An 18,660-nucleotide genomic window follows, 5' to 3' on the forward strand; every position below is an offset into this window, starting at 1 on the left:
GTATGGCGCTGCTTGAAATCAAGAACCTGTCTGTTGGCTTCGATACCAATGCCGGCCTGTTCATGGCGGTGCAGGGTATCGATCTGTCGGTCGACAAACGTGAAGTTCTGGCGATCGTTGGTGAATCCGGCTCCGGTAAATCAGTTGCCATGCTGGCGGTGATGGGCCTTCTGCCGAAGACCGCAACCGTAACTGCCGACAGCATGACCTTCGATGGCCACAACATGTTGACCATGACCGGCAAGCGGAGGCGAGAAATCGTTGGCCGCGATGTCGCGATGATCTTCCAGGAACCGATGGCGAGCCTCAATCCCTGCTTCACGGTTGGTTTCCAACTGGAAGAGGTGTTGCGCTTTCATATGAAGATGGACGGGCCGACACGTCGCAAGCGCGCAATTGAACTGTTCAAACAGGTTGGTATCCCGGCGCCGGAAGAGCGGTTGAACTCCTTCCCGCACCAGATGTCCGGGGGCCAGTGCCAGCGTGTGATGATCGCCATTGCCATTGCCTGCAATCCGAAACTGCTGATCGCTGATGAGCCGACGACAGCGCTGGACGTGACGATCCAGAAGCAGATTCTGGATCTTCTCGTCAGCTTGCAGGTGAAGCACGGCATGGGTCTGATCATGATTACCCACGACATGGGTGTCGTGGCGGAAACCGCCGATCGCGTGATCGTTCAATACAAGGGCCGCAAGATGGAGGAGGCCGACGTGCTCTCGCTGTTCGAGTCGCCCAAAAGCCCCTACACCCGCGCGCTTCTGTCTGCCTTGCCGGAGAATGCGACTGGCGACCGCCTGTCAACGGTTGCGGATTTCATGAAGAATGAAGCCGCCAATGCAGGAGTGGCGCCATGAGTGAGGTGGTACTCGAGGGGCGCAACATCGTTCGCGACTACCATGTCGGCGGCGGCCTGTTTGGCAAGCAGAAGACCGTGCACGCGGTCAAGGGCGTCAGCTTTACTCTGGAAAAGGGCAAAACACTTGCCATCGTGGGCGAGAGTGGTTGCGGAAAGTCAACGTTGGGTCGGATACTGACGCTGATCGATCCGCAAACTTCCGGCGACCTGTTGATCGACGGGAAGCCTATCAATATCGCCAAGGATCGCGTCACGGCGGAGATGCGCCGCAAGGTGCAGATCATTTTCCAGAATCCCTATGGTTCGCTCAATCCACGCCAGAAGATCGGCGAAGTGTTGGGCGAACCCTTATTGTTGAACACCAACAAGACGGCCGCCGAGCGGCGCGATCTGGCGATGCAAATGCTGGTGAAGGTCGGTCTTGGGCCTGAACACTATAATCGTTACCCACACATGTTCTCCGGAGGTCAGCGTCAGCGCATCGCCATCGCGCGTGCGCTCATGCTGAGCCCGAGCCTGCTCGTGCTGGACGAGCCTGTGTCCGCGCTCGATCTGTCAGTCCAGGCGCAAGTGCTCAATCTGCTGGCAGACCTGCAGGACGAGTTTAACTTGACCTATGTGTTCATCAGCCATGATTTGTCGGTGGTGCGCTACATCGCCGACGAGGTGATGGTGATGTATTACGGCGAAGTGGTTGAATACGGCACGCGGGAAGAAGTGTTTGCCAATCCGCAGCACAGCTATACAAAGACACTGTTCGCGGCGACGCCGAAGTCCGATGTGGAAAGCATCAGGGCACGTTTGGCCAAGAAGCAGGCCGCCGCCTAGAGTCCATTGTGAAACTCTACTGCGGCGGTCATCTGATGCGGTTTTCTGCGCTTCCGGTGCTCACGTACTTAATGTACGCTGCGCCCCGGTTCTCGAAAACCACGTCATATGCCTCACCGCAGCGACTTTTAAAACGGACTCTAAGGAGGATTGCGGGTGAGCAAAAAGCAACCGATTTCCACAGCGCCGAAAGATGGCAGCAAGGTTCAAATATTCTGGACCGACGAGGACGGACAGGAAAATGAATCCATCGGGCAGTATCGTTCACTGGACCGCTTGAAGGCCACTGGAGGCCAGTGGGACGAAACGGATGCCGGCTGGTGGATATTTACGGATTCAAATACGCAGAAAAAAGTCACTCCTCATTCCTGGCAACCAGCTACAAAGCCGGGCGATGAGGATGCGGAAGAAGAATAGTTAAAGCTAATGCTTCTGGTGCTTTAACAAGCCGCGCACGATATCATCGGCAGAGATCATCCCGAGAAATGCGCCGTTTTCCACTACGCCCACGTCGCCACTGTTTTTCGCTATCGCTTGCATGATTTCACGCACCGGCGTTCCCGGACGCGCCGTTGCCGCAAAAGGCCTGCTGGCAGGACGCGTGCGATCAAGCGGAACCATGATGTCCGCAGCAGTGAGGACACCAAGTGGATTCATGTTGGCGACAAAATCCGCAACATACTCGTCGGCCGGGTTAAGCAGGATGTCTTGAGCCGTACCGCACTGGATGATCCGTCCGCCTTCCATAATGGCAATGCGATTGCCAATTTTCATGGCCTCATCCAGGTCGTGACTGACGAAGACGATCGTCTTCTTCAGGCGCTCCTGCAGGCTGAGAAGCTCATCCTGAAGGCGCGTTCGAATAAGCGGGTCAAGCGCTGAAAAGGGCTCATCCATCAGCAGGATCGGTGCACCTGTCGCGAAAGCGCGCGCCAAGCCGACACGCTGCTGCATGCCACCGGAGAGCTCACCGACCTTGCGCTTGGCCCAATCCTTGAGATTGACCAGTTCCAGCTGCTGCTGCACGGCTTTCGCGCGCTCTTCCTTTGGAACACCGGAGAGCTCCAGCCCGAACCCGACATTCTCTTCAACTGTACGCCAGGGCAGGAGACCGAACTGCTGGAAAACCATCGAAACAAGGTGCTTGCGCAGATCCCGCAAGGTTGTCTTGTCAGCTTTGCCGACATCGATGGACCGCCCTTTGTTGTGAACGACGACGGAGCCGCGCGAGATAGGGTTAAGGCGATTGATGGCGCGCAGGAGCGTTGATTTTCCGGAACCGGAAAGTCCCATGAGCACGACAATCTCGCCTTCAGCTATGGTGAGAGTGCAATTGTGAACGCCAAGCACATGGCCTGTTTCGGCCTGGATATCCGAGCGGCTTTTTCCCCTGATCGGCCAGAAACAGCGAACCGTCAGTCTTCTTGCCGAAAATAATACAGACATTATCCAGTGTGATCGCGGTCATTCACCTGGCTCCTTGCCGGGACGGAAGATACGGTCGAGGATGATGGCGACGACCACAATGACGAGCCCTGCCTCGAAGCCCAAGGCTGTGTTAACCGAGTTAAGCGCGCGGACGACCGGAACGCCAAGCCCATCGGCTCCGACCAGGGCCGCGATGACCACCATGGAGAGTGACAGCATGATCGTCTGGGTAAGCCCAGCCAGGATTTGTGGCATGGCGTAGGGTAGTTCGATCTTCCATAGCAGTTGGCGCGAAGACGCACCGAATGCCTCGCCCGCTTCGATCAGATGACGGGGTGTCGAGGAAACGCCGAGATGGGTGAGGCGGATGGGTGCCGGCAAAACAAAGATTGCCGTTGCAATCAGGCCGGGCACCATACCTATGCCGAAGAAGACGATGGCGGGGATGAGATAGACGAAGGTGGGTAACGTCTGCATGAGGTCGAGTACAGGACGGATCGCGGCATAGAACTTCGGCCGGTGCGCGGCGATAATGCCGATGGGTACGCCGATCCCCATGCACAGGATGCACGAGGAGAGCACCAGCGTCAGTGTCTCCATCGTTTCTTGCCAGTATCCCTGATTGAGGATGAACAGGAAGCCGAGAATGGTGAGAAGCGTGACCGCTATGGACCGGCGCAGGGCGTAAGCGATGGCGGCGAAAATCGCGACCATGATCAGGGGATGCGGATATTTCAGCACAAACATCAGGCCGTCGATGAAGGCCTGCATGATTGCGGCCAATCCATCGAAAAATCCGGCAAAATTGGTGGTGAGCCAATCGACGACGGCCTTCGCCGTCCTGCCAACCGGAATCTTGTCTTGCGTTAACCAGTCCAAACCAAACCATCCCCACAACGAGTAAGCAGAAAGAGCAGCCCGACCGGAACACCGGGCGGCTCATGTTCTTTGGTCTCTTTATCGCGTCAGGGACAGCGATCGTTATAGCCCCAGCGACGCCTTGACCGCGGGCAGGCCTTCCTTACCGTCGAAGGTTGTAACGCCTGCCAGCCACGTATCCAGAATCGCCGGGTTGGCTTTCAACCATTCGGTTGCTGCCTTCGCGCCATCCTCGCCATCGTCGAGAATCTTGCCCATGATCTCATTTTCCATCTGCAGATTGAATTTGAGATTGGTCAGGAACTTGCCGACATTCGGACATTCGGTAGTGTATCCGGCACGGACATTCGTGTGGATGATTGCCCCGCCGAAGTCCTTGCCAAACACGTCATCACCGCCGGAAAGATAGGCCAGCTTGAAGTTCGTATTCATCGGATGCGGTTCCCAGCCGAGGAAGACGATGGGTTTTTCGCTTTTGGTCTGCTTGGCGACCTGTGCAAGCATGCCCTGTTCGGAGGATTCGGCGAGCTCGAAACCCTTCAAACCGAAAGTGTCCTTGGAAATCATATCGAGAATCAAGCGGTTGCCGTCATTTCCGGGCTCGATACCGTAGATCTTGCCGCCGAGATCATCCTTGAACTTGGCTATGTCCTTGAAATCTTTCAGACCCTTGTCATAGAGATATTGCGGCACTGCCAAGGTGTATTTCGCACCTGTCAGATTGGGGCCAAGGTCTTCGACAGTCTTGTTGTCGAGATATGGCTTGACGTCCGCAGACATGGTCGGCATCCAGTTGCCGAGAAACACGTCAATGTCTTTCTTGCCAAGCGAAGCATAGGTCACCGGCACAGAGAGAACCTTGGTGTCGGTCGAATAACCAAGACCTTTCAGCACTTCGCTCGTTGCGGCTGTGGTAGCGGTGATGTCGGTCCAGCCCACATCGGCGAATCGGACTGTCTTGCAGGATTCGGGTTCCGCGGCGAATGCAGTACCTGCGGAAAGGACCAAAGCCAAGGAAATGGTGAGTTTGGATAGTACTTTCATCGATAGTTCTCCCCTTCCGGTTTTTACCGGATTTTCAATGTCATGAACCAAGCACCAAACGGAAACGCATTCAAGCATAGGCGCGCATAAATCCGGTCAAATAGCGACAGTTGTTGATATTCCGACAAAAGTTGCGAGGGAGTAGAATGTAAGGGTTCATGCGGAGACCCAACTCTGATTAAAGCGGGCGATGGCAAAACTCTATTTCAGTTACTCGGCTATGAATGCCGGAAAATCGACGCTGCTTTTGCAAGCTTCCTACAACTACCAGGAACGCGGCATGCGGACGATGCTGTTCACGGCTGCGCACTATGCCGAAGACGGTGTTGGAAGGATTACCTCACGCCTGGGTGTCAGCGCCGAGGCGCTGCTTTATCGCGATAACGACGATCTTTTCGCGCTTATTGCCAAAGCACATGGTGAAAGCAGGCTAAGTTGCGTGTTTGTCGACGAAGCGCAATTTCTGACCAAGGAGCAGGTCTGGCAGCTGGCGCGCGTTGTTGACCGGCTTAACCTGCCGGTATTGTGTTTTGGTCTGCGCACGGATTTTCAGGGTAAACTATTTCCCGGTTCCGCGGAATTGCTAGCGATTGCGGACACTTTGCGGGAAATCCGCACCATCTGTCACTGCGGCGCCAAGGCGACAATGGTTGTTCGTCACGGACCGAAAGGGGAGGCGCTGCTTGAGGGCGATCAGGTGGCGATTGAGAAATCGGTCTATGTCTCGCTCTGCCGCAAACACTGGGAAGAGGAAACGGGCCGGATTGCACACGGGGACGTCCGTAAGTCTTAAGCGGCGAATCTCTGCTTGCAAGTTAACCTTGAGACCTGTCATTTTCCCGTAGGCTTTTTTTCGCAATGTACCGTGTCTATATTCGATCGTCGCGACAAGCGATTTTGGCAATCAGGGGAATACGTAAATGGCGAGTCTGCAGCACTTCGATTCCGAGATCGAGAAGACCAGAACAATGGTCAATGACATGCGGACGAAAATCGATCAGTCCACAATAGTCCTCGACAAATTCGCCAAAGCTGATGAGAAGATCGGCGCTTCCGATTTCGATATCGAAAATGCGCGCATTGATGATGTCTTGCGTCAACAGAAGGTGATGGAAGGCAATATTGCCGAGCTGATCATCGGGCTGGAGGATGCCACCAATGTTTTCGGTTCCGAATTCGAAAGCATGAAAGGCTATTCCGGTTGGGAAAAGTTCATCGGTGTCTTCTCGAAGCAAAAAATGCAGCGCCTGCGTTCAGACCGCGTCCGCAATATGTCACTTGCGGGAAATCTCCAGGAACTCCTTTCCAAGTCCGACCGGATTGTCGGTATTCTGAAAGAACAGAAAGCTGTTCTGGACGAGCGCTACAAGACCTCCGAAACAAGCCTTGCGACTGTCATAGAACGGCGCAAGACTACCATCGCCAATCTCGAAGCGACGCAAAAGCGAATCGAAGAACTAAACCCGCTTTTGCTGGATATTGAGAACAAGATTGCCGCATCGACAGATCAGGGCGCACGCACCGAGCTCGAAGGTCAGCGGTCAAAGCTCGCCACAGAATATAACGAACGCCAAGCCAAGGAGCAGGAACTGCTTGCAGAGAGCCAGACGCTGGAACGCTACACGTCCATGTTCCAGACTTTCGTCGATTCACTCAATAACCAGATCGCGGCGCAGAGCACGCTGATCAACAAACTGTCGATCGACACCGAGCAGCGCATTGTTCTTTACAAGGCGCTGGAAGATCCGTTGAAAACGGCGGCGCAACAGGATGTGGCACACAAGATCAATACGCTCGGCAGCAAGGTGGATACGGCAGCTGAAGAGACCATGGCCGGTGTTGGCGCGGCGGCGCAGAAGCACATTGGCGATCTTCTCGAGATGCACGAGAGGAACATGGTCAGTTCGCAGGATATCCAGCGTCGCAAGAAGTTGGCTGACGATGCTTTCTCACGCCGGTTCTCGGAGGTGCTGAAGAAGCACAATTCCGCCGACTACGTGCAGAGCTAATCAATGACCGACAATGCCAATGCGGATCTTGCAGCGGCCGAGCGCTATTTTGGCGCTATTCGCGCCGCGCTGGATGGGCTCGAAATCTTTCTGAACAACCAGGACTCGCCGCTCTACAAGCATGATCTGGTTGCACAGACTGTGTCTGAATATCTGCAGCGCCTTGATTCGTCTTTCGAATGCTGGCGCAACAGGCTCGGTTTTGCCGAGCGCTTTCGCATATCCAAGGCCGAAAGCGGCTTTCCTGTCTTCCAGAATGTTCTGGAACTTGAAAACGACAAGAAGGACGCATCGGTGCGGCTGGCAGCCATTCCACCGGCGGATGCCCTTCGGAGCGAGATGGCGGATTTCATCCTGCGCAATCGCGAGTTTCCGCGCGACCTGCAAAGGTCCATGGCGGAACGGGTTTATCTGGAAGTTGTCGACAAAGGCGAGATATTCTCTCCCTTTCTGCTGCCGACAACTATCCGCGTCTCTGTTAACCCGAAAACCATGCGCCCCTTCTACGTGGTCCATTGGGGCGCATTCGACGGAGCCTCGAACCTGCCATTGATCTACATGGCGATTATCGAGGACTCATCCGAAGATATGGTGGAGACGCTGGTGGTCGAGGGCAAGCTCAACAGCAAGGTCAGGATTCCTCTGCCGGTCGGCGGCCTTCTCAACCCGGATCTCGCACGCCGCTTCGACGATTTTGCCGCCAAGAACTCAGCCTATTCGCTGTCGCCGGTGACCATCGCTACTGCACTTGACCAGGATTTTCCGGAGCTTCACCCCAAGCAGCTACGCCGGCTCGTTCTCGGGCCATTCTACACGGCCGGCATTACCGAGCATAATCAGAAGGTTGCTGACGTCCTTGAGCGTGTGCGCAAGCCAGACGATGCCTGGCTCCTGACCTGGACCTTGCAGGAGGTTTTTTCCAAGGCGGAGAAACCCGGCAAACGTGGACTTTGGTCGTCGGAGCCATCGCGTGAGGAATTTCACATCAATACTGATGATCTCGAAGCGGCAAGGCAGGGCGTCAGTCACTATGAGCAGCACGCTCTGGTGCCGCACGAAGCCTATCAGGCGTTGTATGCGTCAGGGGAAGCGGCGGATATTTTCAAGGGATTTCAGACGCATATCCTATCCAATGGACAGGTGATCAGCGGCATTTGAGGAGGAAAGAACCATGGATGTCGGTCTGACCACGCTTGAGGAGAAGGACATCTCCAGGCATCTTGCCGTCGCACAGGCAATGGTGACGCGGTTTATCTCGCTGGATAGCGGCGAGAAGTCCGGTACCGAAATTGCGGGCACCGGCAGACGTTTTGTTTCGACCGTTTCAACCGGCGGATTGCGCAAGACGCGTGAGGTGGAGCTTGCAAAAACGATCCAGTCTGTGCGTCCCGACGATCAGATGCTTTCGATTGCCCAACACACGTTGCTGTTTCGGGCACGGCGCGGGGTTGCTGTTGCGCTGGCGGTTGCCGATGTTTTCGGCCGACAGAGTGACCTTGAAAGCCTGATGGCGCGCAACGCTTCCGCCCCGTTACAGGGTGAAGAGGCTAGCCATTTCAAGCGGCTTTTGTCAGCCGCGGCTTACATTGCAGCTTTCGCCTTTACCGCCTATCTCGCGCAATTGATCGAAGCTGATTCAGAGCCAGCCAACGATATGAGCGAGCCGGATTTCGTATTCGATACGGCACAAGACGCGTTGAAATCGGTGATTGCTGGGCTCGATCGTGCAATTTCCGGCGCGAGCGATGAGCAGGCGATGCTGGCGCGCGCCAAAGCCTTTTCGGCGCTTGCCATCGAAGGGCTTTTGCAGCGCAAGGGGCGATTTGACGGGCTTGGCAGTTTCGAGGATATGCACCTGCGGCTAGACAGCGATGACTTCACGCTGGACGGCTTCGATGTTGCGCCATCGAAAAAACGTACGCCGCTGGTGATGACATTTAAGAAACCGAATGAAGTCGTTGGCAACCACATCGCCAAGTTTCAGGCCCTGAAGCTCTCCAAGATGCTGATGGCGTATGATTTCGACCGGCAGCTCAATCCGTTTGTCGAGTTGGGCGGCTTCTTGTTCACGTTCATCGGTGACGGCGCGCCGGGTACAGGCAAGACCACGCTGATCCAAATGATCGCTGGGTTGGTCAATGATTATTGCCAGGTCGCAGGTTACGCCTTTCATTATGAGAATTTCGGCGTAGACCAGATATCGTCGTATCAGGGCAAATCCGGACAGAACTGCAAGCAATTCGTGACCAATGTGCTCAATCCGCGCGTGATCGGGTTCGGTACGATCGACGACATCGATCAGGTCGCAGCAAAGCGTTCGGATGACCGCGCCTCTTCGGGCCAGCACGAGATCACCGGAGTGCTAATGGAAGCTTTTTCCGGCGCCTCCACCGTTGTTCGTGGCAATTGTTCCTTCGGCATGTTCTCCAACTATCCAGAAAACGTCGATGACGCGCTACGGCAGCGGGCAGGGGCTCGATGGCTGGTCGACGGGCCGCAGACACGCGACGATTACATCGATATCTTTGCGCTGCTGGCAGGCAAAAACCACAAGATACCGCTGGGCGACCACAAGCTTTTTGAAGCGCAACAGATCGAACGGGCGGTGGAGACCGCCTATGATGAATTGTCTGAGCCGCAGGAGGAGGGGCTCAAAGTGGTCTTCGATCGCTTCATTGCGGACAATGGCGAGCCAAAAACCCTATCCGATATCGGTACCTATCTGCACATGATCAAGGAGCGTGAGCCACGCTTCACTGGCCGCGCCATCAAGAACGTCACCGACGCAATCAAAATGCGGGCGATGGATGTGGAACTGCCGGATGAATGGTTCGAAAAGCCCGAGACGTTCGTGCACAAGAGCTATGATGAAAAGAAGGCGATGATCGAGACGTTGCGCAAGCCCTTCACAATGGAGATGGTGCTTCAGGAAACCAACCGATATGCGGATTCGGAATTCCGCTACGCCGACAAGTCCGATGATGCGGCCGTGGACAAGATGGTGCGGGACGCGAGGTTGCGCGAGCGGGCAGTGCGGGAAGTCGAAGCGCTCAAGGCCAAAGGGCAATGGGACGTCTGATGGACCTTCTCTACGAAAACGAGCTGATCTTTGGGCGCCTGCTGACGATCGACCAGCCGCACCTGATAGAGCGCTATAATCGTGCGCTGAAATCCTTCGGTTTTCCTGCGACGAAACTGAAGAAATTCAACATCGACAGGACCGGCTTCTCGCCGGAAATCGCCAAGGAGCTGAAGGCCCCGTCTTATCTCGATCCAAATGGCGTCAACCGGCGGTTTATCATCTTGACGCCGGCGCAGGCGGATTTGCCGGTCGTGCACACGCAATTTTCCAATACATCGCAACTGATGTACGAGTTTTTCACCAGCAATTCCCGCGCGATAAATGCACTGACGATCAAGGATGTACTCTACGGCGAGATCGAGGATAGCGTTTCCGTCGTAAATGACATCGAGGATCTACTGTCGATCAACCAGGTGGAGTTCCGCGTGCTCTCGGCGGAAAACGTCATGGGGCAGGCGGCCGAACTGAGGCTGCTGGTTGACAGGCTGGAGGACGAGCCCGACGCCTGGCGCAACAACGAGCTCATCAACCGCATGGTGGAACTCGCCAAGGTCACCGGTGATATCCGGGAGAATTCGCTGGTGCCGGACAAGGTGATATTCCGGCATCGCGCCTTCTGGACCAGCCATTTCGGCGGTGTTTTCATCTTTGTCGACGACAATACGACAACCGTCATCGGCGATCCGTCGGCACCGGGATTCCGGCGTTCGCGGCCGTGGCAGGTGAATTATATTTCCATCAAGGATGCCGAGCAGGTCTTTCAGTTCCTCGCTTCGACCGGGCGCATCGAACTGCCGCGCGCCTCATGGATCGAGCAGTCCGGCTATCTGGAAAATCGCGGCGAGATGATCATCCGGCATTTGATCCAGTCATTGGAGCCGGAAAGAGACCTGACCAACATCGACCGGATTTGGCTGCAGACGTGGATTCACGCCAATGCCAGCTTGATCAATCATGATGGCACGTGGCCATTCCTCAATGCGGTCAAACGTGAGATCGGCCAGACCGGGCAGCTCAACATGGTGGAAATCGATCCGAGGCGCCGGTTTCTTGTCATACGCGCCTTGCCACGCCACCCGGACGCCTGGCTGGTCAACCACCTCATCAGCGATTTCGTGCCTTGGGATTTCCTGTCGCGCTATGTCTTCAACAAGCCGGGATTCTTTGCAGACTATGAGGGCTGGAGCCCCCCTTATCAGGCCCACGTCGTCGAGACTCTGAAGACGATTTATCTGAAGGATAAGGAGGGATTGAGAAAGAGGCTGTATGGGCTCGAATAAGGTCGAGGGAAGGCGAAATTGTCGCTGCCGTCACCGCCAGCTACGATCTGCTCATGCGAAAACAAGCCACGTTGTCCGCAGAGGAATTTTTGGGCCGGTCGGATTTCTATCTCGCAGGAACACATTGTCCATTTTCCCGAAACAACCTATGTGGATGACAGGGAAGGGCTGCGGAGGCGGCTTAATGGACTTGGACAGTAACGAGGAACAGGATGCTCGAGCCCGTGATCAATTTTTTCAGCCGTATTTTCTATTACATCGGACGCGGTATCGGCTTCGTCATCGGCATCATTCTCTTGCCGTTTATTTGGGCCGGTCGTTGGTATGGCCAGCGCGGAATTATCCTCAAGGCCGTTGTTGGTCTGGCAGTGCTTGTATGGCTCGGTCTGTACGGCTACTTCTTCTACAATACGCAGGTCTGGAAGAATTTTAACCCCGATTACATCGCCTCGTACAATTTCAAAAACCTGACTGTTCCGGTAGGCGAGCCGGTTCCTTCACCGACGCAAGCTGCCGATACGGGCGCAGCGAAGACCTGCGCGCGCTCGGCCATCGTGCAGGTGACCGCAGACCTTACGGATTTCAACGTCAACCAGAATGCGTGGATTTCCTCCATGCTTTTGTACAAGCTCGGGTTCTTCGGCGTCGATTGGGACAATACGCCCTTCCTCGATAACAAGGCATCATTCCAGCGCGGCATCAACAATGCTGTGCGCCGTACGGCTGTGGAACTCGTCGACACGCTTGGCCGTGTGCGTGGTACGTCTCAGATCGATGCGGATCTGCAGAAGGCGCGCGGCAACCTGCAATTTACCGAGGATGCCTGGTATTTTGGCTTCAACCCCTTTGGTCCGAAGACGCCGACGCCGAGTTACTATCGCTCGGCGGTCAGGGATCTGCGTGCGTTCAATACCAAGCTCGAGTCGTGCAATGCCATCTTCGATGCGCGTGCCGATAATCTTATCCAGTTCATCGACCGTATCGCCAACGATATCGGCGCGACGTCGGCCATTTTGAAAGATCGTTCGGAAAACAACAATTATGGCTGGTTTGACACCCGCGCCGACGACCGTTTCTGGTTCGCCTATGGCCAGCTCTATGCCTATTACGGCCTGATGAATGCAGCTCAGCTGGATTTCAAACAGGTGCTCGATGAAAAGCACCTGACTCCGCTCTGGGATGCTATGGACGGGCAACTTCGTTCGGCCTTGAACATCAAGCCGTGGATCATCGCCAACGGCAGCGAAGGCGGCTGGTTGTTACCCAACCATCTGACAACGATGGGTTTTTATATTTTGCGCGTGCGCTCAAACCTGATCGACATCAAGCAGGTGCTGCAGCAATAGTGGACTTGGGTTTGTAAACTGCTATACTGGCGTTGGAGCAGGGACGAGCTTTCGCCCGTCCCCTTTCCTAGTTAATTGAATTGGATCCGGATGATCACTTGCCAGCGAGTCCGGATCCTTTTCACAACCAGGGTGATGCTCAGCGGTTTAAACCACATCACTTCACCTCCAAATCCGAACGACAAGGCTGTTGCCGCAGTTGGAGGAGCCTATCGCCTCCAATGCACTGCTGGCCCGGTACTGCTGCTTTTGCCGTTGAACGTCATCTACATGGCGTTAATTGTCGCACACTACAACGAATGTGCGGTTGCCAAATTTATGTGGTGAGTTGCGGGCTATCGGCACTCAAACCGGCAAGCTTGATGTTTCCTTGACTTCTTCCATCACGGCGTAGGTGTGGCTTTCGCGGACGCCTGGCAGTGAAAGCAGCATATCGGAGAGAAAGCGCCGGTAATGCTCCATATCGGCAACGCGAGCCTTGATCAGATAGTCGAAGCCGCCGGCGACCATATGACATTCCATCACGTCCGGGTTACGGCGCGTAGCTGCGGCAAAGGTTGCGAAGACGTCCGGCGTGGTGCGATCAAGTTTGATCTCGACGAATACAAGCATTGCACGATCGAGCTTTTTGGGCGACAATTTTGCCGTGTATCCAAGGATGTAGCCGTCTCGGGAAAGGCGCTTCACCCGTTCTGTCGTGGCGGTTTGTGACAGGCTGATGCGCTCGGACAATTCCGTGTTCGTCAAGCGTCCATCCTTTTGCAGCTCGCGCAATATTCTGCGATCGAGACTGTCCAAATTTTTCATCGCTAAAATATTCCCCATTCATAGTTTTTTACACGCATTCTCTCACATTCATTGGTGAGAATACCTGAGTAGATTAGATTATATGGGAAAATCAATAAGGGGAAGCCTGATGACCGCACCATTGCCGTCTACCAATGATTTTTCTGCACCATATGCCGTCGATGACCAAGCGTTGGTTGCCTCGTTGCTTAAGTCCATAACGCTACCGGAAGACGTCAACCGTCGCATCGATGCCCGGGCCAGCAAATATATCACGACGATCCGCAAGGAAGCGAGCGGTATCGGTGGGGTTGAGGATTTCTTGCGGGAATATGGTTTGTCGACCCGCGAGGGTCTAGCGCTCATGGTGCTGGCGGAAGCCTTGCTGCGCGTGCCGGACGCGGCTACGCAGGACAAGCTGATCGAGGATAAACTGAAGCAAGGTCATTGGTCAGAGCATGAGCCGAGCGGCGATACATGGTTCGTTTCAGCATCCGCCTGGGCGCTTGGTCTCTCAGCGAAGGTCATCAAGCCGGGCGAAACTCCAGAGGGCGTGCTTTCCTCGCTGGTCAAACGGATTGGCCTGCCGACTGTCCGTACCGCGACGAAGCAGGCCATGCGCTATCTCGGACACCACTTCGTCTTGGGTGAAACGATCAAGGATGCGCTGAAACGCGCCGGCACCAATGAGGCCAAGGGGTATCGCCATTCCTTCGATATGTTGGGCGAAGGAGCACGTACACGCAAGGATGCGCAGGGCTATTTCAAATCCTATGCGGACGCCATCGATGCGATCGGCCGGGCTACCGGCAACAAGAAACTCCCGGATCGCATGGGGATTTCGGTCAAGCTCTCGGCGCTGCATCCGCGGTATCTGGCGACACATCATGATCAGGTCATGGCCGAGCTGGTACCCGATCTTCTGGCTCTTGCGCAAAAGGCGAAGTCTTACGATCTTAATTTCACCGTCGACGCGGAAGAGGCCGACAGGCTGGAACTCTCGCTTGATGTGATCGACCGGGTGTTCGCCGATCCTTCGCTGGATGGCTGGGATGGGTTTGGCCTGGCCATTCAGGCCTACCAGAAGCGGGCGCTTGATGTGATCGATCACATCGACCGGCTCGCGGCGCGGCACAACCGGAAGATGATGGTGCGTCTGGTCAAGGGGGCTTATTGGGATACGGAGGTGAAGCGGGCGCAGGAACGCGGGCTCGCCGACTATCCGGTTTTTACCCGCAAACCAGCGACCGATGCGTCCTATCTCGCCTGTGCCAAGCGCATGCTCGATGCACGACCGCGTATCTTCCCGCAATTTGCTACGCATAATGCATTGACCGTGGCCATGATTCTGGAAATGGCAGGCGCCGACAAGAGCGGCTTCGAATTCCAGCGCCTGCACGGCATGGGCGAGAGTCTTTACAAGCAGATCACGGAGAAGAACGACAAGATCGCCTGCCGGATTTATGCGCCCGTTGGCGGCTATCGCGATCTTCTCGCCTATCTTGTGCGCCGTCTTCTCGAAAACGGTGCAAACTCGTCGTTTGTCTCCGTGGTTGGCGACAACAATATACCGATTTCGGAGTTGTTGATAAGGCCGGCCGAGAAACTGAACGATGGCAAGGGCTATCGCCATCCGAACATCCCTTTGCCGTTAAAGCTCTATGGCAAACGCACCAACTCCGCCGGCCTCGAACTTGGCGACCGCAAGGAATTGGCAGCTCTGATGTCTGGAATTGCCAAGGCATCGACGACTGTCAAAGCCGTCCCGTTGATCGAAGGCGTGAAGCCATCCGGCAAGTCGCAGGATGTAGTCTCTCCGGTGAATGGCGCGACTGTTGGTACTGTGGTTTTTGCTACCGCTGAAGAGGCGGCCAAAGCCGTCGGTGTTGCGCGCAAGGGTTTCTCATCCTGGTCGCGTGTCCCGGTGGAAACGCGGGCCAAGGCGCTGGAAAAGGCGGGAGATATTCTGGAAGCCAATCGCGACCGCCTGCTTGATCTCCTGTCGCGTGAGGCTGGCAAAACAATCGATGATGGCATCGCAGAAATCCGCGAAGCCGTGGATTTCTGCCGCTACTACGCCGCCGAAGCCCGCAGACAGTTTGGTGTGGACAAAATCATGCCGGGGCCGACCGGTGAGGACAACAAGTTGCGGCATCGCGGCCGCGGCGCATTCGTCTGCATCAGCCCATGGAATTTCCCACTGGCGATTTTCCTGGGCCAGGTGACAGCAGCGCTCGCTGCCGGCAATACTGTCTTGGCCAAGCCTGCCGAACAAACGCCGCTGATCGCCTATGCGGCTATTCGTGTCCTGTATGAGGCAGGTGTTCCCAAGGATGCTGTGCTCTATGTGCCAGGCGATGGCTCCGTCGGGGCGGCGCTGACCTCACATCCGGAAATCGCCGGTGTCGCCTTTACCGGCTCGACGGACACGGCCTGGGCTATCAACCGCACGCTGGCGGCGAAAAAGGGACCGATTGTTCCGCTGATCGCCGAGACCGGAGGCCTCAACGCGATGATCGTCGATGCGACTGCTTTGTCAGAGCAGGTCGCGGACGATGTCGTCATGTCGGCTTTCCGTTCAGCCGGCCAGCGTTGCTCTGCCCTGCGCATTCTCTATCTGCAGGAAGACATCGCCGACAACATGCTTGACATGATCGAGGGTGCAGCAAAGGAACTCACCTTGGGAGATCCTTCGTTGCCTTCGACGGACGTCGGGCCGATCATCGATCAGGCACAGCGCGATATGCTGACAGATCATATTGCGGCGATGCGGAAGTCTCAAAAAGTGCGCTTTGCGGGCGAAGCGCCGAAAGACGGCCTGTTTTTCGCGCCGCATATCGTGGAGCTCAACCGGGCGGAGGCGCTTGAGCGCGAGGTGTTTGGCCCTGTCCTGCATGTTGTTCGCTGGAAGGCCAAGGACCTCGACAAGGTGCTCGACCAGATTGCGTCGACCGGCTACGGCCTGACGTTCGGTTTGCACACCCGCATCGAAGCGACGGTAACCAAGATCATTGACCGCCTAGATATTGGTAATGTCTACGTCAACCGCAACACAATCGGCGCTGTTGTGGGTACGCAGCCTTTCGGTGGTTCCGGTCTTTCCGGCACCGGACCAAAGGCGGGCGGGCCTGCTTATCTGGCACGCTTTGCACTTGAGCAGGTTGTTTCCGTGAACACGGCTGCCGCTGGTGGGAATGCCAGCCTTATTGCCATGGGCGAATAGAGACGCTTGGCCTCAGCAACTGGGGATAGTCCCTTCTGGCTATCCCCATTTCGCTTACACGATGCTATTTGACGTTCTCGAAACATTGGGGAACGTCGATGGCTATCGTCAAATCCGATATTGAGATTGCGCGGTCTGCAGTGAAAAAGCCGGTGCTGGAGATCGGTGCCAAGATCGGTATTCCGCCAGAGCATCTTGCCCCCTATGGCCATGACAAGGCCAAACTTTCGGCAGAGTTCATCCAGTCCAAGCGCGGTGCCAAGGATGGCAAGCTCATTCTCGTGACTGCCGTCAGCCCGACGCCGGCTGGTGAAGGCAAGACGACGACGACAGTCGGTCTTGGCGACGGGCTCAATAGGATCGGCAAAAAGGCCATCGTCTGCATTCGTGAAGCATCACTCGGTCCCTGTTTCGGCACCAAGGGTGGTGCTGCGGGTGGCGGCTACGCGCAGGTCATCCCGATGGAGGACATCAACCTGCACTTTACAGGTGATTTTCATGCGATCACCTCCGCGCACAATTTGCTGGCCGCGATGATCGACAACCATGTCTACTGGGGCAACGAGCTCAATCTCGATACGCGCCGCATCACCTGGCGGCGGGTCATGGACATGAACGACCGGGCCTTGCGCGATATTGCCTCCTCGCTTGGCGGCGTGGCGAACGGCTTTCCGCGGGAATCGGGCTTCGATATCACGGTTGCCTCGGAGGTGATGGCCATTCTTTGCCTTGCCAATGATCTGAAGGATCTAGAACAGCGGCTCGGCGAAATCATCATCGGTTACCGCTTCAACAAGACCCCTGTTTATGCCCGCGATCTGAAGGCCGACAAGGCGATGGCCGTGCTTCTCAAGGATGCGATGCAGCCCAATCTGGTGCAGACTCTGGAGAACAATCCAGCTTTCGTGCACGGCGGCCCGTTTGCAAATATTGCGCATGGCTGCAATTCGGTCGTCGCGACGACGACTGCGTTGAAACTTGCAGACTATGTGGTCACCGAGGCAGGTTTTGGCGCCGATCTTGGCGCAGAGAAGTTCTTCGACATCAAATGCCGAAAGGCTGATTTGAAACCGGCAGCGGCAGTGATCGTCGCGACCGTGCGCGCCATGAAAATGCATGGCGGTGTGGCGAAAGAGGATCTGGGTCAAGAGAATGTTGCTGCCGTCAAATCTGGCTGCGCGAATCTCGGACGCCATATGGAAAACGTCCGCCAGTTTGGCGTGCCGGTCGTGGTCGCAATCAATCATTTTACTGCCGACACGGATGCAGAGATTGCAGCCATGAAGGCTTTTGTCGCGGCGCATGGCGCCGAGGCGGTTCTATGCAAGCATTGGGCCCAAGGTTCCGCCGGGATCGAAGAGCTTGCGAACAAGGTCGTTGCATTGGCGGAAAGTGGCTCAGCGCAGTTTTCGCCGCTTTATGAGGATGAGCTTTCCCTGTTCGACAAAATCGAAACCATCGTCAAGCGCATCTATCGCGGCGCGGAGGCGGATGCGGATGCGAGCGTGCGCGAGCAATTGCTGCAGTGGGAAGAGGCTGGATACGGCAATCTCCCGGTTTGCATGGCGAAGACCCAATATTCATTCTCGACGAACCCGCATCTGCGCGGGGCGCCGGTAAACCATGTCGTGCACGTACGGGAAGTTCGCCTTTCCGCGGGAGCGGGCTTCGTTGTGGCCATCTGCGGGGAAATCATGACCATGCCGGGCTTGCCGAAATCTCCCTCGGCCGAACGGATTCATCTGAATGGTGATGGTTTGATCGAGGGGCTCTTTTAGACATTGGTCCGGGCTGGTGTTTTTCCTGTTGCAAGGGCAACAATGTAACGCTAACAATCACCGCATGAACACGCGCATTCTTTCAAATGGCTGGTGGTGGGCTCGCTCTTAGCGGCCA

The 18,660-nt window shown here is 55.8% G+C and carries 14 protein-coding genes and 1 pseudogene; 11 read left to right on the forward strand and 4 right to left on the reverse strand.

The features are described 5' to 3' along the window. Positions 1-2: 2 nt before the first annotated feature. The 3 genes from N8E88_RS22855 to N8E88_RS22865 all read left to right on the forward strand — a co-directional run bounded on the left by N8E88_RS22855 (position 3) and on the right by N8E88_RS22865 (position 2,104). Positions 3-857, forward strand: coding sequence for an ABC transporter ATP-binding protein (locus N8E88_RS22855; protein ID WP_262292589.1), 855 nt, complete (start codon positions 3-5; stop codon positions 855-857). Beyond that, on the forward strand, positions 854-1,687 hold the full coding sequence (locus tag N8E88_RS22860) for an ABC transporter ATP-binding protein (RefSeq protein WP_262292590.1): 834 nt from the start codon (positions 854-856) through the stop codon (positions 1,685-1,687). Before N8E88_RS22855 ends, N8E88_RS22860 begins: the two co-directional genes overlap by 4 nt. 156 nt (positions 1,688-1,843) lie before the next feature. After that, the gene (locus N8E88_RS22865) at positions 1,844-2,104 is read left to right on the forward strand and encodes a hypothetical protein (RefSeq protein ID WP_262292591.1); all 261 of its coding nucleotides are present in this window, start codon (positions 1,844-1,846) and stop codon (positions 2,102-2,104) included. Between the two features lie 6 nt (positions 2,105-2,110). On the opposite strand, the pseudogene choV reads toward N8E88_RS22865, so the two are convergent. The 3 genes and pseudogenes from choV to N8E88_RS22880 form a co-directional block, all read right to left on the reverse strand. After that, a pseudogene (choV, locus tag N8E88_RS22870) lies at positions 2,111-3,155 on the reverse strand (choline ABC transporter ATP-binding protein). Then, positions 3,152-3,994: a choline ABC transporter permease subunit gene (gene choW / locus N8E88_RS22875; protein ID WP_262292592.1), complete on the reverse strand. Its 843-nt coding sequence runs from the start codon at positions 3,992-3,994 to the stop codon at positions 3,152-3,154. The pseudogene choV and the gene choW overlap by 4 nt, the downstream one beginning before the upstream one ends. A 102-nt stretch (positions 3,995-4,096) precedes the next feature. Continuing rightward, positions 4,097-5,038: a choline ABC transporter substrate-binding protein gene (locus N8E88_RS22880; RefSeq protein ID WP_262292593.1), complete on the reverse strand. Its 942-nt coding sequence runs from the start codon at positions 5,036-5,038 to the stop codon at positions 4,097-4,099. Between the two features lie 190 nt (positions 5,039-5,228). On the opposite strand from N8E88_RS22880, the gene N8E88_RS22885 reads away from it, so the two are divergent. From N8E88_RS22885 to N8E88_RS22910, 6 genes are all read left to right on the forward strand, one after another. Continuing rightward, a complete protein-coding gene (locus N8E88_RS22885) occupies positions 5,229-5,831 on the forward strand; it encodes a thymidine kinase (RefSeq protein ID WP_262292594.1) in 603 nt (200 codons plus the stop codon). Between the two features lie 127 nt (positions 5,832-5,958). Beyond that, entirely contained in the window at positions 5,959-7,047 is a 1,089-nt protein-coding gene (locus N8E88_RS22890; protein ID WP_262292595.1) for a coiled-coil domain-containing protein, read from the forward strand. Between the two features lie 3 nt (positions 7,048-7,050). Continuing rightward, complete coding sequence (locus N8E88_RS22895; RefSeq protein WP_262292596.1) at positions 7,051-8,205, forward strand: hypothetical protein; 1,155 nt, start codon at positions 7,051-7,053, stop codon at positions 8,203-8,205. Positions 8,206-8,218: 13 nt separating this feature from the next. Continuing rightward, positions 8,219-10,126 carry an AAA family ATPase gene (locus tag N8E88_RS22900; protein WP_262292597.1) on the forward strand — a complete coding sequence of 636 codons (1,908 nt, stop codon included), beginning with the start codon at positions 8,219-8,221 and terminating at the stop codon, positions 10,124-10,126. After that, positions 10,126-11,409 carry a DUF6638 family protein gene (locus tag N8E88_RS22905; protein ID WP_262292598.1) on the forward strand — a complete coding sequence of 428 codons (1,284 nt, stop codon included), beginning with the start codon at positions 10,126-10,128 and terminating at the stop codon, positions 11,407-11,409. Before N8E88_RS22900 ends, N8E88_RS22905 begins: the two co-directional genes overlap by 1 nt. 212 nt (positions 11,410-11,621) lie before the next feature. Further along, positions 11,622-12,755 carry a DUF2333 family protein gene (locus N8E88_RS22910; RefSeq protein WP_262292599.1) on the forward strand — a complete coding sequence of 378 codons (1,134 nt, stop codon included), beginning with the start codon at positions 11,622-11,624 and terminating at the stop codon, positions 12,753-12,755. 345 nt (positions 12,756-13,100) lie between these two features. Here N8E88_RS22910 and N8E88_RS22915 read toward each other — a convergent pair whose 3' ends face one another. Next, positions 13,101-13,562: an Lrp/AsnC ligand binding domain-containing protein gene (locus tag N8E88_RS22915; RefSeq protein WP_112530643.1), complete on the reverse strand. Its 462-nt coding sequence runs from the start codon at positions 13,560-13,562 to the stop codon at positions 13,101-13,103. Positions 13,563-13,671: 109 nt separating this feature from the next. On the opposite strand from N8E88_RS22915, the gene putA reads away from it, so the two are divergent. Next, on the forward strand, positions 13,672-16,764 hold the full coding sequence (putA, locus tag N8E88_RS22920) for a bifunctional proline dehydrogenase/L-glutamate gamma-semialdehyde dehydrogenase PutA (protein ID WP_262292600.1): 3,093 nt from the start codon (positions 13,672-13,674) through the stop codon (positions 16,762-16,764). A 98-nt stretch (positions 16,765-16,862) separates the two neighbouring features. Continuing rightward, positions 16,863-18,542 carry a formate--tetrahydrofolate ligase gene (locus N8E88_RS22925; protein ID WP_262292601.1) on the forward strand — a complete coding sequence of 560 codons (1,680 nt, stop codon included), beginning with the start codon at positions 16,863-16,865 and terminating at the stop codon, positions 18,540-18,542. Positions 18,543-18,660 lie beyond the last annotated feature (118 nt).

Source organism: Phyllobacterium zundukense (assembly GCF_025452195.1).
In the GTDB taxonomy this organism is placed as follows: Bacteria; Pseudomonadota; Alphaproteobacteria; order Rhizobiales; family Rhizobiaceae; genus Phyllobacterium; species Phyllobacterium zundukense_A.